An 18,719-nucleotide genomic window follows, 5' to 3' on the forward strand; every position below is an offset into this window, starting at 1 on the left:
GGGTCGCTTCATGATCATGTAGCGGATCCGGTCGCCATGACGACCGGATCCGCTACCTGATCAAGGACGGTGCGGGAGGGGTGGGTGGGTGCGGATGCGGGGCTGGTGGCCGGCGGCGAGACGGGTCAGGTAGGCACGCTCGACCGACCGCACGAATGCCGCCGGCGACTCCCGGATCTGCCGTGGCGAGAAGTGCAGCACCAGGGCGCCCGCCTCGGTCAGCCGCCGGTGCCGGCGCATGGTCCGCTCCCAGTCCTGCGGGGACAGGTGGTACTCGCGGGAGTCGACCTCCACGGCCAGGTCGGCCTCGGCGATCCATCCGTCCGGAGTGGGCAGCTCGACGCCGCCGGGGGTCGTGAGCCGGGGGTTCCACAGCGATCGGGGCAGCACCCGGGATCTGGCCAGGTGCGCCCGCGCGTCGCCCTCGGCGACAGACCTGATCCCGGCGACCATCTCGTCGACCGCCCGGCGCAGCAGCGCGGTCCCGGCGCGCGGTGCGGCAGCCAGCTCGCGGACCAGGTCCTCGACCGTGCACCGCCCGTCCTGCACCGCCTCGGCAACCATCGCCCGCACCTGCCGGGGGTCGCCGCACCGGCGGGCCGCCTCGGCGACCGAGCGCTCCGGTGACGTCACCCGCAACGGGCCGATGCGACGCGTGAACGGGTCCGGCCGGTGGGTGTGCTGAACCAGGACGAACCCCACCGACGGTGTGTTGCGGGTGGGTGGCACGAGCACCTGCAGCATCGGGTCCCTCGGCACGTTGCGGAATCCGTGCGCGGTGAGCGCGGCGGCCCCGGTGAGCAGGGCATCCGGGCCGCCGTGCAGCAGGGCGGCGATGCACCGCTGCCGGTGGTCGAGCTCGCCGCTGAACACCGCGAACACGTTCGGCAGCACCCGCTGCCAGCGGCCGGTGTGCAGGCGCCAACGCAGCTGCGATCTGGTCACGCCGGCGGCGGTGAGCTGTGAACGGGCGATGAGGCCGTGCTGAGTGCCCCCCATGAGGCCCGACAGTGCCGCAGCTTCCGCCGGACCGGAAGCGGCGGGCAAGAGCTGTGGACAACGCGAAAGCGGCTGGCGTTGACGCTGGTGGCAAGGTTTACGGTTGGCGGCATGCGGATCGGTGAGCTGGCGGAGCAGGCCGGGACGAGTGCGCGGGCGCTGCGGTACTACGAGCAGCAGGGGTTGCTCAGCGCCAGGCGGACGTCGAACGGGTACCGGGAGTACGACGAGGAGGACCTGCGGCTGGTGCGGGAGATTCGTGCCCTGCTGGAGATCGGGTTCAACCTCGAGGACACCCGGCCGTTCGTGGAGTGCATCCGCGAGGGGCACAGCTCGGGGGCGGAGTGCCCCGGGTCGGTCGAGGTGCTCACCCGCCGGCTCGCCGAGATCGACGACTACATCGTGCGGCTGCGGCGGATCCGGGCCACGATCGTGAAGGAGCTGGGCTGAGTCATGCAGGACATCACGGATGCCACGTTCGCCGAGGAGGTGCTCGGCAGCGAGCTGCCGGTGCTGGTGGACTTCTGGGCGGAATGGTGCCCGCCGTGCCACCGGTTGTCGCCGGTGCTGGAGGAGCTGGCCAGGGAGTACGAGGGCCGGGCGAGGATCGTGAAGATCGATTCGGATGCGAACCCTGAGACGGTGCGGGCGTACGGGGTGCTGTCGATGCCGACGCTCAGCCTGTTCCGCAACGGGGAGCTGGTGTCGCAGGTGGTCGGGGCGCGGCCCAAGTCACAGCTGCGGGCGCAGCTCGACACCGTGAGCTGAAGCACCCTCAACCAGGCGGCGAACCCGCCGAAATAGCACAGGTGCGGGGAAAGCTGTGGATGTGGTGGACGGTCGCCGGCGTACTGACGACCGTCGGCTACTTCCTGCTCCCCACCGGGTCGCTCGCCGCCGGCCTCGTCTACGACGGGCTCGGCGCCGCCGCCGCGACGGTGCTGCTCGCCGTGGCCCCGAGGCAGGCCGCGAAGGAACGGCCCGCGTGGTGGCTGTTCGCGGCCGGCATGCTGCTGTGGTCGAGCGGCGACGCCGTCTACACCTACTACGCGCACGTGCTGCACCAGGACCCGTTCCCGTCGGTGGCGGACGCGCTCTACCTGGCCGCGTACCCGCTGCTCGCCTCCGGCGTGTTCGTGCTGGTCCGGCAGCGGGCCGGCCGCAGCCGCGCGGCGGTCCTGGACGCCTCGATCGTGGCGACGGGCGCGGGGCTGGTGCTGTGGACGTTCCTCATGCAGCCGATCGCGGACGACGGCACCGCGATCGGCACGCGGGTGGTGGCGCTCGCGTACCCGGCGTTCGACGCGCTGCTGCTGGCCATGCTCGCCAGGCTGTTCGTCTCCGGCGCTGTGCGCGACGCCGGGATCGGCCTGCTCGCCACGTCGCTCGCCCTGCTGAACTGCGCCGACGTCATGTACTCGATCGTCACGTCGTACACCTCCTATGGCGGCGGGCTGTTCGACGCCGGCTGGATGCTGTCCTACGTGCTGTGGGCGGCCGCCGGGCTGCACCCGTCGTCGAGAGCGCCCCGGGCGAAGGCACGGGAGGCGCGGGCGACGGTCGGGTGGGTGCGCCTGCTGACCCTGGCCAGCTCGTCGCTGCTGGCCCCGGGCGTGCTCCTGGTCCAGGGCGTCACCCGGCCGCACGACATCGACTGGCTGCCGGTCGGCGCCTGCGCCGTCGTGTTGTTCCTGCTGGTGGGTGTACGCATGGCGGGGCTGGTCCGGCAGGTGCACCGGCTCGCCATGCTCGACGACCTGACCGGCCTGGCCAACCGGCGGGAGCTGGAGGCGCGCATCCGGGCGGCGCTCGACACCCCCGCGACGGTCGCGCTGATCGACCTCGACGACTTCAAGGGCATCAACGACCGGCTCGGCCACGGCGTCGGCGACCGGCTCCTCATCGCCGTCGCCGAGCGGCTGCGGTCGGTGGCCCGCCCGGGCGACACCGTGGCGAGGCTCGGCGGCGACGAGTTCGCGCTGCTGCTGCCCGGCGGCGACGTGGCCGCCTACGCCGAGGCCCTGGAGCGGCCGTTCCAGGCAGGTTCGCACCGGCTGCTGGTGCGCGCCAGCGTCGGCGTCGCGGACTGCCTGGGCACCGGCGAGGAGTTCGAGCCGCTGCGCCGCGCCGACGTCGCCATGTACGCGGCGAAGAAGACCGGCGGGCGGGTGCTGCGCTACGACACGGCCCTCGACCGGCAGGCGTCCGAGCACGCCGAGCTCGGCGCCGAGCTGCGCACCGCCCTCGACGAGTCGCAGTTCTTCATGGCGTACCAGCCGATCGTCGCCCTCCCGTCGGGGGAGACCGTCGCGGTGGAGGCGCTGGTGCGCTGGCGGCACCCGCTGCGCGGGCTCGTCAGCCCGGCCGACTTCGTGCCGGTCGCCGAGCACAACGGCCTGATCGTCGAGCTCGGCGCCTGGATCCTGCGCGAGTCGTGCGCCCGGATGGCGCACTGGCGGGCCACCCTCGGCGCCGACGCGCCGCAGCGGGTGAGCGTCAACGTCTCGGCCCGGCAGCTGTCGGAGCCCGGCTTCGCCGAGTCGGTCGCCGCCGTGCTCGCCGACACCGGCCTGCCGCCGCGGCACCTGGTCGTCGAGGTGACCGAGACCGCGGTCTTCGACAGCGACACCGCCCTGGACACGCTGCGTGCGGTGCGCGCGCTCGGCGTGCGGATCGCCCTCGACGACTTCGGCACCGGGCACTCGTCGCTCGGCCTGCTGCAGACGGCGCCGGTCGACATCCTGAAGGTGGACAAGTCGTTCGTGGATCACGTCGGTACGCCCGGGCGGCAGGCCGTGATCGCGCGGGCCCTCATCGACGTGAGCAACCATCTCCAGCTGACCGCGATCGCCGAAGGGGTCGAGACCGCGGCGCAGGCCGAGGAGCTGTACCGGCTGGGTTACCGCTTCGTCCAGGGGTACCTCTACGGCCGGCCCGCGCCGGACCTCGTCAGGTCGAGCGGCCAGCACCAGCTGACCGCCTGGACCACCACCGTCAGGAGGGCGGCCGGCACCAGCTGACCGCCTGGACCACCGCCGTCAGGAGGCGGTCAGCACCAGCTTGCCGCGCAGGCCGCCGGCCTCCAGCCGCCGGTGCGCCTCCGCTGCCTCGTCGAGGGGCAGGGTGCCGGCGACCCGGGTGACCAGGCCCGCGCCGAGCAGCTCGGCGAGCAGCGCCCGGTCCGGGGTCACGTGCACCGTGCCGACCCGCACGCCGCGCTCGGCAGCCGGGGCGGCCGGGTCGGTGACGGCCACGTGCACGCCCCCGTCGCGGACCGCGCCGATCGCCCCCGGCACCGACGCCGCGTCCAGCACCGCGTCGAACGCCTTCGGCGGCAGCGGGTCGGTGCGCGACAGCACCGTCTTCGCGCCGAGCCCCGCGACGAACGGCTCGTCGCTGGTGGACGCGACCGCCGTCACCTCGACGCCCGCGGCCGCCGCCAGCTGCACCGCGAACCCGCCGACGCCGCCGCTCGCCCCCGTGACGAGCAGTGACTGGCCGGCGCTGAGCCCGGCGATGCGCAGCGCCTGCGCCGCCGTGACCGCGTTCAGCGGCAGCGTCGCCGCCGTGACGAGATCCGTGCCGGCGGGCACCGGCGCGAACCACGCCGGGTCCGCGAACAGCACCGAGGCCTGGGCGCCGACGGTGCCGCCCTGCTCGAACCACGGCACGAACCCGGCGACCCGCTGCCCGTCGTCGGTGACCCCGGCGAAGTCCCAGCCCAGGACGAACGGCCCGGTCAGGTCCGGCAGCAGCGCGGCCAGCCAGCCGGCCCGCGTCGCCACGTCGACCGGGTTGACCGCGGCCGCCTCGACCCGCACCCGCACCCGCCCGGCGGTGTCAGGGACCGGCGAAGTCCGCTCCACGACCCGCAGCGCGTCGATCCCGCCGTACCGCTGCACCTCGACAACTCGCATGACGATCCCCCTCTGGTGTCGCTCTGACAGGGACCAGCCTGAATCGAGGCAGGTACTGTTGGAAACCAGGCACCTGAAAGTGCCCTAGGGACGCGAAGGGACCGTCATGACGAAGACCGCGGAGCAGCAGCGCCTCGAGGCGAAGGTCCTCTACGACGCCTACATGGCCGCCTGCCCGACCCGCGAGGTGTTCGCCACGATCGCCGACAAGTGGGCCGGCCTGCTGGTCAACGCGCTCGCCGACGGCCCGCGCCGGCACAGCGAGCTGCGGCGCCGCATCGCCGGCGCCAGCCAGAAGATGCTGACCCAGACACTGCGCACCCTGGAGCGCGACGGCCTGGTCAAGCGCACCGTCACCGCCGCGGTCCCGGTCCGCGTCGACTACGAGCTGACCCCGCTCGGCCAGTCCCTGGCCCCGGTCCTCGGCGCCCTGAAAGCCTGGGCCGAGACCAACATCGAGCACATCATGGCCGCCCGGGACGCCTACGAGACCGTTTGAGCATCGGCGGCGTCACAAGCCCTTCAGCGGGCGACCGCCCGGCCGATGACGCGGGCATGCCGGGACCGACGATGGACGCCGCCGCCCGCGACGCGGTGTTCGCCACTGTACTGGCGGAGCACCCCGACGCGTTCGTCAGCGCTGTCACGGTGCAGGGGCTGTTCGCGCCGCTGCCGGACGAGCTGCGCCGCAGCGGCCTGCGCCCGCTCGAGGGTCCGTCGTCCGCGCTCGGCCTCATCGTCGGCGAGGACCACCCGGCGGTCGTCGACGCGTGGCACCGGGCGGTGACGGAGGGCGCCGCCGAGTGCCTGGTCCGCCCGAGGGCCGCGCCCGGCGTCGTCGCCCGCATGCTCCTGGTCGACACGACGCACCGCTTCGGCCTGTACACCTGCTGCATCACGGGACTGGAAGGGCCGCTCGGCGCGCTCGGCGCCGACCCGGTGCGGCCGCGGATGGTCACCGTGCGCAAGGACCAGACGGCGGTCATCACCGCCGCCGATCCGGGCATCGAGCGGCTGCTCGGCTGGACCGCGGAGGAGCTCGTCGGCCGCCGCACCATCGACCTCGTCCACCCCGACGACCACCAGCGGGCCATCACCGGCTGGATGGACCTGCTCACCGTTCCGGACGGCGGCGCCCGCCGGGTCAGGCTGCGGCACCTGCACCGCGACGGCCGCGCCGTCTGGTTCGAGATCACCAACCACAGCTTCCTCGGCACGCCCGGGGACCCGCACGTCGTCGGCGAGATGCTCGACATCAGCGACGAGATGGCCGCCGAGGAGGCGCTGCGGGCCAGCGAGCAGCGGCTGCGCCGGCTCACCGAGGCGCTGCCGATGAGCATCCTGCAGATCGACGCCGACCGGGTCATCGTGTATCAGAACGCGCGGGTCGCCCGCACCGTCGGCACCGCGGAAGGCGACGTGCTCGACGGCGCCCGCCTCGCCGGCGGCGTCACCCCCGGCGACCTGCCCAAGGTCTCCGCCGCCCTCGACGCGGTCCTGCGCGACGGCGCCGACGCCGACCTCGAGTACGGCTTCCGCCACCCGGACACCGGGCTGCGCCGCGTCGACGCGAAGGTCCGCGCGCTCGCCGGCGATGACGGCCGGGTGACCGGCGCCATCATCTGCCTCACCGACGTCACCGACGCGGTCCGGATGCGCGAGGAACTGCACCGGCAGGCGACGTACGACGCCCTCACCGGCTGCCGCAGCCGCGCCGCGACCCTCACCGCCCTCGAAGAGGCCCTGGCCCTGCCGGCCGGCGGCCGGGGTGTCGCCGTCGTCTTCGTCGACCTCAACGAGTTCAAGCAGGTCAACGACCGGCACGGGCACGCCGCCGGCGACCGCCTCCTCACCCACGTCGGCGACCTGCTGCGCGGCGCGGTCCGCGACGGCGACGTGGTCGGCCGCTTCGGCGGCGACGAGTTCGTGGTCGTCTGCCGCGACGTCGCCGGCCGGCCGCAGGCCCGCCGGATCGCCGAGGCCCTCGCCACCGCCGTCGCCGCCGACAGCGCCGCCCTGCGGTTCGACGGCATGCGGATCCTGCCGCGGGCCAGCATCGGCGTCAGCTGGGCGCGCCCCGGCACGGTCGACGCCGACGCCCTCGTCGCCCGCGCCGACGCCGCCATGTACCGCGCGAAGAAGTCCCGGGCCGGCCGCGTCGCCCTGCAGGAAGCCGCCTAGCACGGGGCCTCCTGCCGCCGCCGGGTCCTCCAGGATCGGCGGTCGACTCGGGGGAGGCGCCGCATGGATGACCTGGCACCGTCGGACACGGAGGCCACCGTCGTCACCGTGCTGACAGGAGCGGGGGTGCTGCTGGCGCTCGCGCTGCTGGCCACCCTGGCGGTGCTGCGCCGCAGGCGCCGCCCGGTCGCACCGCCGCCGGGCCGGCCGGCGCTCGGCCTGGCGTTCCTCACGGTGGTCGCGACCGTGCTGCTGTTCTTCGGCGGCCGGATCCCGTTCGTCGACGCCCACCCGGGCGACTCCGCGACCCTCTTCGAGCTGCACGGCCGGCAGGCGCCGGTGTACTGGATCGCGTACCTGATCGGCGGCGGCCTCCTCGTCGTCCTCGTCACCGCGCTGTTGAAGTCGCCAGCCACCCTGCGCTGGGTCGTGGGCCCGCCGGCTGCGCTGGTCGCGGCCCTGATGATCCTGCTGATGGCCGCGCTGCGCCTGAAGATCAGCCACCTGGACGAGCGCCTCGCCGCCGCCCACCTGCCGGAGATCGGGCCGACCCCCGAGGCCAGCGACGGTGCCGCCGGCGCGTACGCGATGGGCGGCTGGATCCTGGGCGTCCTCGGCGTCGCGCTCCTGGCGATGGCCCTCGTGCTGCTGCTCGCCCGGCCCGCACGACCTGGTGGTGCTCGTCGCGGTGACCGCCGGCGTCACGATGCTCAGCGCCCCGCACCTCGGCGCCGACTACTGGGGCCTGCGCGACGGCAGGGCCGAGCGCGTCAGCTACTCCGCGTTCGAGCTCGGCGGCCGCGCCCTCGCCTGGCCCGCCGTCATCACCCTCCTGGCCGCGCTCGTCGTCGCGATCCCGTTCCTGCCGAAGTGGTACCGCGGCGTGGCCACGTCCGCCGCCGCGGTCGCACCCGTCTGGATCGGTCTCGCCGTCGGCGTCTCGGCCGACCTCCTGGACGGCGTCGCCCAGCGCCGCGACGCCGAGGGCTACACCGTCGCCGTCACTCGCGGGGGCAGCGCCGGCATGTTCCTGTACGTCGTCACGCCGGCGCTCGTCGTCCCGATCGTGGCGCTGCGCGCCTGGTCCGTCTCCCGCCGCCGCACGGCACCAACCGTGGCGGGCCCGGTCGCGCCCGCGGCCGCCCCGGTGGAACGGGCCGGCTAGCGGCGGCCGCCGCTGCCCCAGTAGAACGGGCCGGTCGCGTGGACGGTGACGGCCCAGCCGAGCTCGTCGAGCCGCCGCTCGAGGTCGGCGGGCCGGTGCGGGATCTTGAGGATCCGGTAGGGCGTCCCGTCGGTGAGCCGGCGCTGGATCACCGGGGAGTCCGCGCCCTCGATGAGCTCCTCCTCCGTGCGGTAGGCGTCGTCGACGAAGAGCACCCGCCCGTCCGGTTCGAGGCAGTCGGACACCATGGACCAGAACGGCGCGAAGCGCTCCGCCGGGACGTGGGACAGCCAGAAGCCGAAGAACACCACGTCGTAGCGGCGGTCCGGCCGCCAGTTGAACAGGTCGGCGCGCTCGAAGCGCACGGGCGCCGCACCCACGCGCGCCGCGGCGATGCGGAGCATCTCGGCGGAGGCGTCGACGGCGGTGAGGTCGGTGGCGTGCCGCAGCAGCTGCCGGGTCCAGGTGGCCGGGCCGCAGGCGAGCTCCAGGACCCGGCCGGTCGGCCGGAAGTCGTCGATGGCTCTGGTGAGTTCGTCGCCGCCGTCGAAGTGCAGCGCGTGGTCGTCGTACTCGGACGCGACCGCCTGGTAGAAGGCGGCCTGTTCGTCGAGCAGCGTCGTCAGCCGGTCCCCGTCGCCCATCCGCCGACTATCCCGGAACCCTCCGCCGGGGCGCAACGCCGTCGGTCAGCGGATGGCGAAGACCGCCAGGCCCTCCGGGGCCTCCGCGTGGATCTCGACGCCGGAGACGGACGCCTCCGCGGGGCCCTGGCGGGTCCACGCGACCAGCCGCTCGACCGCCTCCAGGGGGCCCTCGAAGACCGCCTCGACGCGGCCGTCGTCGAGGTTGCGGACCCAGCCGCCGACGCCGGCGCCGACGGCGACCCGCCGGCACGTGTCGCGGTAGTAGACGCCCTGGACCCGTCCCGACACCAGCACCCGCCTGCGCTCCATGCTGCGACGCTACGTCATCGGGACGGCCGTTCGGGCAGGAGCCGCTCCTCGTGGTCGAGCTCCCGCTCCAGGACCCGCAGGCCCTCGTCGGGCAGGGTGCCGGCGTCCCGCCAGCGCAGCAGCTCCTCCCGCTGGGCGTCCATCGCGGCGCGCCGGACCCGCAGCGCCGCCTCGTACCGTGGCGACACCGGCATCTCGGGCGACTCGGCGTTCTGCAGGAGGTCGATGCGGCCCTGGTAGCGGGCGAGGCGCTGGTTGAGCAGGCCGCGCATGACCTGGATCGCCTCCATCTCGGCGGCGGCGTCCTCCGCGGACCGCCGGCCGGGCTTCTCGCCGATGACGACGGCGAGGTCGTCGAGGCGTTCGAGGGCGGCGCGGACCGACGCGGAGCGGGCCTCGTTGCGCAGGCGGGCCTCGTCGACGGCGTCGGCGCGCAGGCCGAGGCGGCGCACGAGGGGGCCGAACGTGAGGCCCTGCCCGACGAGCGTCACGAGGACGACGGTGAGGGTGCAGAACAGCAGCAGGTCGCGGTCGGGGGTGATGATGGGCAGGGTGAACACGGCCGCGAGGCTGATGACGCCGCGGGTGCCGGCCCAGCTCAGCGCGGTGACCTCCCGGCCGGTGAGCTTGCCGGCGTGCTGCCCGGTGCCGAGGCGGGAGTGCAGCGACCTGGGCAGCGACTGGGTGAGCAGGAGCCACACGGGCCGGATGAGCAGCACCGACCCGACCGACACGAGGACCGCCGTGACGATGGTGGAGGTCTCGTACCGGCGCAGCCCTTGGAGCACGTCCGGCAGCTGTTGGCCGATGTACAGGAACACGAAGCCCTCGAGCAGGAAGTCGACGAGCCGCCAGACGGCGCTGGTCTGCAGGCGGCTGGCGCCCGACGCGGCGCGGGGCGCGTGGTGGCCGACGACGAGACCGGCGACGACGACGGCGAGGACACCGGAGACGTGCAGGTGCTCGCCGAGCAGGTACGCGGCGAACGGCGTGGCGAGGGAGATCGCGTTGGCCGTGAGCGGGTCCCGGTTGAGGGGCCGCAGCATCCCGACGCCCACGGCGACGACCGCGCCGACGGCGGCACCGCCGACGGCCGCCACGACGAACCGGACGACGGCCGCGGTCGCGGAGAACTTGTCGCCGAGGATCGCCGCGGACGCGAAGCTCAGGATCGTGAGGGCGGTGGCGTCGTTGAGCAGGCCCTCGCCCTGGATGATCGTGACGAGCCGCTGCGGCAGGCCGACCCTGCGCCCGACGGCGAGGGCGGCGACCGGGTCGGGCGGGGCGACGGCGGCGCCGACCGCGATCCCGGCGGCGAGGGACGCGCCCGCGACGAGGTGGTGGAAGCCGGCGCCGATGGCGAGCGCGGTGATGAGCACCAGGATGACCGACAGGCTGACGACGATCCGCACGTTGCGCCGGATCGCCATCAGCGACGCGTCGAGTGCCGTGCTGTACAGCAGCGGCGGCAGCACGAACGTCAGCAGGATCTCCGGCTCGAGGGTGATGTCCGGGGCGGGCAGCAGCCCGTACACGATGCCGAGGACCGGCAGGATCGCGGCGGCGGGCAGCCCGGTGCGCCCTGCGAACCAGCGCACCGCGACGACGACGGCTACCGCGGCGAGGGCGAACAGCAGCAGCGTCTCGGCACCCACCACCCCATTGTCGGTGCCTAACGGGTGGAAGGCTTCCCAGACGGCGACTTCGCCGTCGTCGCGCCGGGCGTCACGGCCGGCTGGTCGGCGTTGTTGTTGATCATTTCGGGGTGCCCGGCGAGGAACGGGCCGACCTCGTCCCGGGCGATCGCGGTGAGGAGCGCCTTCGCGTTGTCGTCGAGGATCTCGTACGACTGCCCGCCGATCGTCTCGGAGTGGAAGTCGCCGTTGTTGACCTTCAACGTCACCATCTGGTCGGGTTTGATGCCCTTGAGGGTGAAGATCCAGTCGGTGAGGTCGATCTTGTTGTTGTAGAACGAGACCGCGTCGCCCATCCGGTTCAGTATCTCGGTGATCTTGATCGGGTTGAGCATGACGCCGGAGCTGGTGGCCTTCTTCAGCATCGCCTTGATGAACTGCTGCTGGTGGCGCTGCCGGCCGTAGTCGCCGTCGTTGTTGGCGAGCTTGTCGCGCTGCCGCACGTAGTCCAGGGCCTCCCAGGCCGCCATGTCGTAGCAGCCGACCTCGTAGGTCTGGGCACGCATGTTGGGCTTGAGGGTGGTGGGGAGGTCGTTGACGAAGTTGTAGGGCACGCCCTCCTTGCCGGTCTTGGTGTTCCAGCCGGTGTGGATGGAGATGACCCGCTCGTCGACGCACATGTGCACGCCGCCCATCGCGTCGACCAGGCCCTTGAACCCGTCGAAGTTGACGATGGCGGCGCCGTTGAACCGCAGGCCGCCGGTCAGCTCCTTGACGGTCTCGGCGAGCAGCTCCAGGCCGCCTTCGCGGCCGCCGCCGTTCTCCGAGCCGGCCTGGAACGCGGCGTTGATCTTGCCGGTGCCGCCGGTGTACTTCGTCTTCGGAAACGCCGGGATCCTGACCCGGGTGTCCCGGGGGATCGAGGTCAGGTAGACCGCGTCGTGGCTGGCCGGGATGTGCGCGATGATGATCGAGTCGGCGCGGGCGCCCATCTCGGCGTTGCCGGCGCGCTCGTCGACGCCGACGAGCAGCAGGTTGATCGGGCCGTCGATGATGTTGCCCTCGGCGGCGGCCTGGCCGAGACCGCCCTCATGGGTGATCTGGTCGCTGTAGTGGTCCAGCAGCAGCTTGCCGCCGATCAGCCCGCCGCCGCTGGCGACGAGCAGCAACGCGCCCAGCACGAGGAGCAGCTTCGCCCACAGCGGGTCCTTGCGTTTCTTCTTCGCCACCGCACGCCCTTCCAACCGTCGATCTCATGCTGAAGACGGAACCGGGGCGTGCAACGTTGCGTCTCGCTACTCGGGTCGGCCGTCTTTGACGATAGCGCCGACGAGTTTCCACTGGTCGTCCCGTGTTCACCCGATGTACGGGTGGCAAGTGTGGCGATGCTCACCCTGCCAGGTCGACCGCCGAGCCCGACGGGCGGCGTGGGGAGGCGGGGGCGGGCTGGATCCGGCCGGGGACGCCGATGCGCACCACCATCGCCGGGTGGCCGACGTCACCGAGCATCCGGCGCAGCATCGTGCGGGCCGGCAGGACCTCGACGAGGTCGCTCATCGGCGAGGCGGCCAGGCCGTCACCGGCGGCGGTGAGCAGCACCGCCGACAGCGCCTCGCCCGCCGCGATCCAGTCGCGGGCCAGGTCGCCGCCGGTGACCAGCACCGCGTAGCGGGCGTGCCGGTCGGCGACGTCGCCGCCGGCGTACACGCTGGGAAGGGCATCCGGCGTACCGGTGAAGTCACGGACCGGCACCGGCCGCGGCCCGCCCTCCGCGGCGGTCGCCGGCGGGACCCCGTCCTCGGCGCCGTCGTGCACCCAGGTCGCCAGCTCGGCGCGGTACGCCGGGTCGGCCCGCTCGACGTCGGCCGCGTGGCCGGCGGCCACCACGACGTCGACCAGGTCCCGCGGGCGGACCACGTGCAGGTTGGCGCCGGCGGTCGCGGCCGCCCGGCGGAGCCCGTCGAGGGCGGCCTCGGGCACGTCCCGCTCGGCGAACGGCCGTCGGTCGGTGCGCCGGATGCCGATCGCCCGGCGCAGCCGCTGCGCCGCCGCGGTGCGTTCCCCGGCGCCGGTGACCCGCACGGTGGCGAGCAGGTCCGGGTCGCCGGCGTCCGGCAGGTACGTCACCTCCGCGGCGAACCCGTCCGCGGCGAGCGCGACCCGGGCGTGGTGCAGGGCGGCGCCGCAGCTGAGCGTCAGCAGCCGGCCGTCGGGGTCGATCACCGGCAGCTGCCGCGACCGGTCGGCGCGCAGCTGCGCGGTGTCGCCGTCGATGCGCCAGTGCCACGGCTGCGTGTTGAGGATCGACGGGGCGCCGAGGGCGGCGAGGACGGCGTCGGTCAGCGCCCGGCCGGCCGGGCTGACCCGCACGGCGGCGCCGTGATCGGTGTACAGGATGGCGGCCATGACGGGCTCCTTCGGATGCTCTGAGAGTGACGCTTCCAGCCTCGCCCCAGGCGGCGGGTGGCGGGCAGGGCGCAGATGCCCGCACCCGCGGGACCTTGGTCCCAGCCTTCTCAGGACCGTTTGTCTGCCGCTGTACGAGAGGCCGCCTGCGGCGCGGTGTGCGACGCAGGCGGCTGCTCGGTACGGGTTGCTCAGCTTGTTTCCTGGTTCGCCCTGGGCTGGGTTGCTCAGGCGGTGGCGGGCTGCGGGGCGGGGGTGCGGCGCAGGCGGGGCAGCCAGCGGACGTCGCCCGCGGTGGCCGGGTCCGAGCCGTAGGCGAGCAGAGTCAGGAAGACGCCGTAGACGGGCAGGTGGCCGAGCAGTTCCGGGGCGCCGAAGATGAGCAGCGTCGCGTTGAACGGGACCGCCGCGACCAGCATCGCCAGCTGCGGCATCGCGCCCGAGAGGACCAGCAGGCCGAAGAGCAGCTCGGTGGCGCCGGCGACGAGGATGAACGTGTCGGCGGGGACGTGCAGGCCGAGGTAGGCGAAGACGTCCAGCTGCGGGTAGTGCTCCAGGGTGGCGCGGGCCATCGCCGGGTTGGCGAGCTTCTCCGAGAACGCGAGCGTGACCAGGGCGGTCGCGACGCCGACCCGCAGCGCGAGCAGCGCCCGGCGCAGGGCCTTCGGGTCGGGGGTGACGGCGCCGTGCCGGTCGCCGGACGGCGGCAGGAACGCGAGGAACCCGGCGATGCCGAGCAGGTCCGCGGCCTCCAGGAGGCTGACCGGCCCGGTCGCGGCGAGCGCCACCGGCCCGACGACGACCAGCAGCAGGGCGGCGGGGCGCAGCCGGTACCCGGTGATGAACCAGACGCCGAGCGCACCCTCCACGACGCCCAGCAGCGCCGGGGCGGGCAGCTCGTGCAGCTCCAGGTCGGCGGCGAGGAAGTAGCCGCGGGCGGCGAGGGTGAGCAGGCTGACCCCGAGGTGGATCGCCAGCAGGCGCGGCAGGTAGGGGGTGATCCGGCCGAGCGGGCGCAGGATCCCCAGCTCCGGGGTGCCGACCCGCCGCCCGACGGCCCGCCAGGCCACGGTCACCGCGACGACGAGCGCGAGCACCGCGAGCGTGGTCGGCCGGGTCGCGAACGACCAGTCCGGCGTGTAGGCCGACGGGTCCTCGAGGAACCACTTCTCGTGGGCCAGCACAATGTCGTCGCGTTGCATCGGGTCGCCTCCAGCGTCCGCCGTCATCCCTGCCATCTCAGGATCGGCGGGCACGGCACCGGTCCTCAGGGCCGAAGGTCCTGAGTCGGCGGGACACGTGGCATCACGACAGCACGGCGTCACCGCATCGGCACCACGGGGGCACCGCGAGGGCACCACGAGGGCACCACGAGGGCACCACGGCGGCACCGGGGTCAGCGGTCGACGGCGATCCAGGTCGCGTGGGCGACGGCGAGGACGTCGCCGCCGGGGCCGTACAGCGTGGACAGCACCGACGCCTTGCGCCCCTCGGAGCCGACGTGCCGGCCGGTGATCACGCACTCGGCCCCCGGCGGCGGGACGGCGTCGACGTGGGCGGTCATGCGGCCCAGGACGTACGGGCGGCCCTCCGTCAGCACGGACCAGCCGCCGGGGCAGTCCAGCGCCGCCCAGACCAGGACCGGCGACACGTCCGCCGGGACGCGCCAGGGCGTGGCGGTGCGGCCGTCGGGCAGCGGCCCGGGGAACAGGCCCAGGCCGTCGGTGCGCTCCGGCCCGCACACGAAACAGGTCGGGAACGGGTGCGCGGCGAACCCGAGGTAGCCCGCCGACGCCTCGACGGCCGCCGCGAACGGGACCGACGGGACCGCGTCGGGCCGCTCCCCGCTGTCGGCCCGCGCGGAGGCGACGAGCGCGTCGCCGTCGTGCACCTGCACCGAACCGGCCGTGGTACTGACGGCGAGCGGCGTGTCCAGCGGCGGCGGCCTCCGCAACGTCACCTCGGCCGGCCCCTCGAGGTGCGCCGCGACCAGCCCGGCGGTGTAGCCGCCGTTGCCGGAGCCGGGTGGACCGTTGTACCGCGCCTCGATGATCATCGTGCCCCTTCACGTACGCTGCCGGCATGGACGGCTCTGACGCGCCCTTGCCCCGCTCCGCCGTGCCCTCGTTCGAGGCGCCCCGGTTCGACGTGCCCGGGCAGGTGGCCCTGGTGACCGGGGCCGCGCGGGGGCTCGGCCGCGCGATCGCTCTCACCCTCGCACACGCGGGCGCCGACGTCGCGCTCGGGCTGCGCGACGCGGGCGCCGACGCGGGTCTCGCCGCCGAGGTCGCCGCGCTCGGCCGGCGGGTGCTGCCGCTGCAGATGGACGTCACCGACGTCGGCCAGGTCCGCGCCGCCGTCGACGCGACCGTCGCGCACTTCGGTCGCCTCGACATCCTCGTCAACAACGCCGGCATCGCCCCGGAGAACCTCGCCGAGGACGTCGTCGAGGACGACTTCGACCGCACCCTCGCCGTCAACCTCAAGGGCACCTTCTTCGCCAGCCAGGCCGCCGGCCGCGTCATGATCGGGCAGGGGTACGGCCGCATCGTCAACATCGGCTCCCAGGCCGGCGCCGTCGCCCTGCCCGGCGAGGCCGTCTACTGCATGACGAAGGCCGCGATCGCGCACCTGACCCGCTGCCTCGCCGTCGAGTGGGGCGGGCACGGCATCACGGTCAACGCGGTCGCCCCGACGTTCATCCACACCCCCGGCACCGAGGAGTACCTCGCCGACCCCGCCCACCGCCGCGACGTCGTCGAGCGGATCGCCGCCCTGCACCGCATCGGCGAACCCGTCGAGGTGGCCGGCGCCGTGCTGTTCCTCGTCTCGCCCGCCGCGTCCCTCATCACCGGCGAGACCCTCCTCATCGACGGCGGCTGGACCGCCCGCTGAGTCCCTGACCCCACTGCCCCGCGGGTCAGTCGCGCAGGGCCAGCTCCGTGGTGCCCAGCAGGCGGCGGAGGCGGGTCAGGGCGCGGGCGCTCTGGGCCTTCACCGTGCCGGTGGGGATGCCGAGGAGGTCGGCGACCGTGTCGACGCTCTGGTCCTCCCAGTAGCGCAGCACCAGGATCGCGCGGTCGCGGGCGGGGATGTGGGCCATCGCCTCCAGCAGGGTCAGCCGGAGCTCGGGCTGGTCCGGGCGGGCCTCCGGCTCGGCGATGTGCGGCACGACCAGCTCGCGGCTGCTGCTGCGGCGCTGGTGGTCCAGGAAGACGCGGAGGAGGACCTTCCGCGCGTACGCGTCGGGGGCGTCCCGCCGCTGGATGCGCCGCCAGTGCACGAACAGCTTCGCCAGCGTCGTCTGCGTGAAGTCCTGCGCCAGATGCCAGTCGTGGCAGAGCAGGTACGCGGTGCGCCGCAACCTCGGCGCCGCCGCCCGCGCGTAGTCGACGAAGTCCTCCTCCGCATCCGTCATGTGAGCTCCGGCAGCGTCGGATGGCGGGCGGCGCCGGCGTCCACGAGGGAGCGGGGGATCATGACGCCCCAGCGGGGGTCGGCGGCGACCGCCTCGGCCTGCACGGCGGTGAGCACCTGCGGCGCCTCCGCGTTGGCGGTGCCGTCCCAGGCGAGGCACGCGGCGATGTTGACCTGCACGACGACCCGGTCCGGGCGGTGCAGCACGACGACGGTGCGCTGCACGCAGTTGTCGGGCAGGTACGCGACGGTCACCTCGGCGCCGTCGGGCCGGCGGAACGGGCCGGTGACCGCGCCCTGGCTCAGCTTCGCGCGCTCGTCCGTGCCGAGCGGGCCGTTGGTGTCCCGGCCGACCGCCACGCGCAGCATGCCCGGGCCCCGGCCGGTGTCGAGGTACACCTGGACCATCAGACCGCCGTCGGCGGAGCCGGCGTAGCCGCTGGTCACGCCCTCCGGCAGGAGCGACTCCAGCAGCACCAGCAGGCCCGCCGGGGTGGCCGGGACCAGCGGGCCGGCGAGCGCGGGGGCACCGACCTGCGCGGCCCCCGGGCGCAGCACGGCCCACCCGCTCACCAGGCCGGTCGTCACCAGCACGGCCAGCAGCGCGGCCGCCCCGTGCCGCAGCCGCCGGGTCACCCGCAGCCGCCGCCCTTGCAGGATCGACGCCGCGACCAGGTCGCCGATGGGCGGCTCCGGCCCCGCCGACAGCTCGTCGGCCAGCCGCGACCGCAGCTCCAGCTCCACCGGCGCCTCCCCACCTGCCCGTCCACCCTTCCCGACGGGCCGGGTCGAGCTTCCGGTTCAGTGGCGTGCGTCACAGCTGCGCCGGGCGTGGGGATGGGCCCCGCGGCCGCGGCTCAGGACAGGCCGAGTTGCAGCGCCAGCCGCTCGTCGGGGTCGTCGAGCCGGTCGCCGTACGCCGCGCGGAGCTTCCGCAGCCGGTACCGGACGGTCTGCGGGTGGGTGTGCAACGCCTCGGCGGTCGCGATGACCTGCCCCTGGCAGCGCAGCCACTGCAGGAGCGTCTCCGCGAGCACCTCCCGTGACGCCGGGGTCGCGTCCGCGAGCGGGGCGAGGGCGCGGGTGGCGAGCCGGTCAGCGACGCCCGGCTCCCACGCGCGCAGCAGCGTCACCAGGTGCTCGTCGCAGGCGACGACGCCGTCGGGGAGCGTGCCCGACTGCTGCAGCTGCAGCGCCCGCCGCGACAGCCGGTGCGACGTCCGCGCCCGCCGCAGCTCCACCTCCGGCCCGACCGCCGCCCGCCGCCCGGTGAGCCCGCGGACGGTCCTGCCGGGCAGCACGACGCTGGTCGCGCCGTCGATGACGGTGGCGATCGCGTTGCCGCCGACCGCGCGGGCCACGTGCTCGGCGTCGGTGCCCTCGACGCTGACGACGGTCACCGTCGCCGGCAGCGGCCAGCGGGCCGCCTCCGCGGCGGCGTGCAGTGCGGCGTCGCCGGGCGGGTCCGGCTGCACCAGCAGGGTGATCAGGCGGCGCCGGACGAGCGCCCAGTCGAGCGCGGCGTCCTGCTGCTCGTCGAGGTACCCCTCGGCGGCGGCACCGGCGAGCACGTCGACGTAACCGAACAGGGCGTGCGCCACGGCGGACAGGTCGGCGCGGTCGAGCGGCTCGCCGTCGTCGCCGGGATCGCTGACGGCGGACCAGATCGCCCGGCCGCCGACGGTCAGCACCGAGCGCAGCGCGTCGATGCGGTGGCCTTCGCGGTACTCCGTCCGGCCGAGCTCGTGGAACACCGCACGGGTGCGGGTCAGGTCGCCGCCGGCGACGAACGTGTCGACGAACGCGTCCACGGCCGTCTCGACGCCCATGGTGAGCCCGCGCCCCTGCCCGCCGGACAGCGACCGGCCCTGGGCGAGCATCGCCGCGCTGACCGTCGCCAGGGTCCGGTCGTGCAGCCGCTCGCGCAGGCCGCGGAGCCGCTCGCGGACGGCGGCGCTGAGATCGACCGTACACCTCCCGAAATTGTCACCGGAGTGACAAGACGACGCCGAGATTCTGCTCCCGACGCCACGATTCTCGCACG

Annotated in this window: 19 protein-coding genes; 7 read left to right on the forward strand and 12 right to left on the reverse strand. The window is 74.3% G+C overall.

All coding sequences use genetic code 11. The annotated features are described in order from the left end of the window. Nucleotides 1-60: 60 nt before the first annotated feature. Nucleotides 61-999 (reverse strand): hypothetical protein, encoded by a 939-nt coding sequence (locus ABD332_RS23600; RefSeq protein WP_344504231.1) that lies wholly within the window; start codon nucleotides 997-999, stop codon nucleotides 61-63. A gap of 111 nt (nucleotides 1,000-1,110) precedes the next feature. On the opposite strand from ABD332_RS23600, the gene ABD332_RS23605 reads away from it, so the two are divergent. The 3 genes from ABD332_RS23605 to ABD332_RS23615 are packed head-to-tail and all read left to right on the forward strand — an operon-like array spanning nucleotide 1,111 to nucleotide 4,019. Beyond that, nucleotides 1,111-1,449, forward strand: coding sequence for a MerR family transcriptional regulator (locus ABD332_RS23605; RefSeq protein WP_344504232.1), 339 nt, complete (start codon nucleotides 1,111-1,113; stop codon nucleotides 1,447-1,449). 3 nt (nucleotides 1,450-1,452) lie between these two features. Then, the gene (gene trxA, locus ABD332_RS23610; protein ID WP_344504234.1) at nucleotides 1,453-1,767 is read left to right on the forward strand and encodes a thioredoxin; all 315 of its coding nucleotides are present in this window, start codon (nucleotides 1,453-1,455) and stop codon (nucleotides 1,765-1,767) included. Nucleotides 1,768-1,808: 41 nt separating this feature from the next. After that, nucleotides 1,809-4,019 (forward strand): putative bifunctional diguanylate cyclase/phosphodiesterase, encoded by a 2,211-nt coding sequence (locus ABD332_RS23615; protein WP_344504235.1) that lies wholly within the window; start codon nucleotides 1,809-1,811, stop codon nucleotides 4,017-4,019. An 18-nt stretch (nucleotides 4,020-4,037) separates the two neighbouring features. On the opposite strand, the gene ABD332_RS23620 is transcribed toward ABD332_RS23615, so the two are convergent. Next, nucleotides 4,038-4,916, reverse strand: coding sequence for an NADP-dependent oxidoreductase (locus tag ABD332_RS23620; RefSeq protein ID WP_344504236.1), 879 nt, complete (start codon nucleotides 4,914-4,916; stop codon nucleotides 4,038-4,040). A gap of 106 nt (nucleotides 4,917-5,022) precedes the next feature. Here ABD332_RS23620 and ABD332_RS23625 point away from each other — a divergent pair, with 106 nt between their 5' ends. The 3 genes from ABD332_RS23625 to ABD332_RS23635 all read left to right on the forward strand — a co-directional run bounded on the left by ABD332_RS23625 (nucleotide 5,023) and on the right by ABD332_RS23635 (nucleotide 8,262). Beyond that, nucleotides 5,023-5,415 carry a winged helix-turn-helix transcriptional regulator gene (locus ABD332_RS23625; protein WP_344504237.1) on the forward strand — a complete coding sequence of 131 codons (393 nt, stop codon included), beginning with the start codon at nucleotides 5,023-5,025 and terminating at the stop codon, nucleotides 5,413-5,415. A 56-nt stretch (nucleotides 5,416-5,471) separates the two neighbouring features. Next, a complete protein-coding gene (locus tag ABD332_RS23630) occupies nucleotides 5,472-7,097 on the forward strand; it encodes a diguanylate cyclase (RefSeq protein WP_344504238.1) in 1,626 nt (541 codons plus the stop codon). 676 nt (nucleotides 7,098-7,773) lie between these two features. Further along, nucleotides 7,774-8,262: a hypothetical protein gene (locus ABD332_RS23635; protein ID WP_344504239.1), complete on the forward strand. Its 489-nt coding sequence runs from the start codon at nucleotides 7,774-7,776 to the stop codon at nucleotides 8,260-8,262. On the opposite strand, the gene ABD332_RS23640 is transcribed toward ABD332_RS23635, so the two are convergent. The 7 genes from ABD332_RS23640 to ABD332_RS23670 all read right to left on the reverse strand — a co-directional run bounded on the left by ABD332_RS23640 (nucleotide 8,259) and on the right by ABD332_RS23670 (nucleotide 15,314). After that, nucleotides 8,259-8,906: a class I SAM-dependent methyltransferase gene (locus ABD332_RS23640; RefSeq protein WP_344504241.1), complete on the reverse strand. Its 648-nt coding sequence runs from the start codon at nucleotides 8,904-8,906 to the stop codon at nucleotides 8,259-8,261. The genes ABD332_RS23635 and ABD332_RS23640 overlap by 4 nt on opposite strands. Before the next feature lie 45 nt (nucleotides 8,907-8,951). After that, complete coding sequence (locus ABD332_RS23645) at nucleotides 8,952-9,218, reverse strand: acylphosphatase (protein WP_344504242.1); 267 nt, start codon at nucleotides 9,216-9,218, stop codon at nucleotides 8,952-8,954. Nucleotides 9,219-9,232: 14 nt separating this feature from the next. After that, on the reverse strand, nucleotides 9,233-10,873 hold the full coding sequence (locus ABD332_RS23650) for a cation:proton antiporter (protein ID WP_344504243.1): 1,641 nt from the start codon (nucleotides 10,871-10,873) through the stop codon (nucleotides 9,233-9,235). A 17-nt stretch (nucleotides 10,874-10,890) separates the two neighbouring features. Continuing rightward, on the reverse strand, nucleotides 10,891-12,081 hold the full coding sequence (locus tag ABD332_RS23655; protein ID WP_344504244.1) for an LCP family protein: 1,191 nt from the start codon (nucleotides 12,079-12,081) through the stop codon (nucleotides 10,891-10,893). 160 nt (nucleotides 12,082-12,241) lie between these two features. Next, nucleotides 12,242-13,258 carry an Acg family FMN-binding oxidoreductase gene (locus ABD332_RS23660; protein ID WP_344504245.1) on the reverse strand — a complete coding sequence of 339 codons (1,017 nt, stop codon included), beginning with the start codon at nucleotides 13,256-13,258 and terminating at the stop codon, nucleotides 12,242-12,244. A gap of 227 nt (nucleotides 13,259-13,485) precedes the next feature. Then, complete coding sequence (locus tag ABD332_RS23665; RefSeq protein WP_344504246.1) at nucleotides 13,486-14,487, reverse strand: hypothetical protein; 1,002 nt, start codon at nucleotides 14,485-14,487, stop codon at nucleotides 13,486-13,488. 167 nt (nucleotides 14,488-14,654) lie between these two features. Next, complete coding sequence (locus tag ABD332_RS23670) at nucleotides 14,655-15,314, reverse strand: hypothetical protein (RefSeq protein ID WP_344504247.1); 660 nt, start codon at nucleotides 15,312-15,314, stop codon at nucleotides 14,655-14,657. 26 nt (nucleotides 15,315-15,340) lie between these two features. On the opposite strand from ABD332_RS23670, the gene ABD332_RS23675 reads away from it, so the two are divergent. After that, the gene (locus ABD332_RS23675) at nucleotides 15,341-16,153 is read left to right on the forward strand and encodes an SDR family NAD(P)-dependent oxidoreductase (protein WP_344504248.1); all 813 of its coding nucleotides are present in this window, start codon (nucleotides 15,341-15,343) and stop codon (nucleotides 16,151-16,153) included. Between the two features lie 25 nt (nucleotides 16,154-16,178). Here ABD332_RS23675 and ABD332_RS23680 read toward each other — a convergent pair whose 3' ends face one another. From ABD332_RS23680 to ABD332_RS23690, 3 genes are all read right to left on the reverse strand, one after another. After that, nucleotides 16,179-16,676, reverse strand: coding sequence for a SigE family RNA polymerase sigma factor (locus ABD332_RS23680; RefSeq protein WP_344504249.1), 498 nt, complete (start codon nucleotides 16,674-16,676; stop codon nucleotides 16,179-16,181). Beyond that, nucleotides 16,673-17,419, reverse strand: a complete 747-nt coding sequence (locus tag ABD332_RS23685) for a hypothetical protein (RefSeq protein WP_344504250.1) — start codon at nucleotides 17,417-17,419, stop codon at nucleotides 16,673-16,675. Before ABD332_RS23685 ends, ABD332_RS23680 begins: the two co-directional genes overlap by 4 nt. A gap of 113 nt (nucleotides 17,420-17,532) precedes the next feature. Next, on the reverse strand, nucleotides 17,533-18,690 hold the full coding sequence (locus ABD332_RS23690) for a PucR family transcriptional regulator (protein ID WP_486303844.1): 1,158 nt from the start codon (nucleotides 18,688-18,690) through the stop codon (nucleotides 17,533-17,535). Nucleotides 18,691-18,719 lie beyond the last annotated feature (29 nt).

This window comes from Dactylosporangium maewongense (genome assembly GCF_039531485.1).
Lineage (GTDB): Bacteria > Actinomycetota > Actinomycetes > Mycobacteriales > Micromonosporaceae > Dactylosporangium > Dactylosporangium maewongense.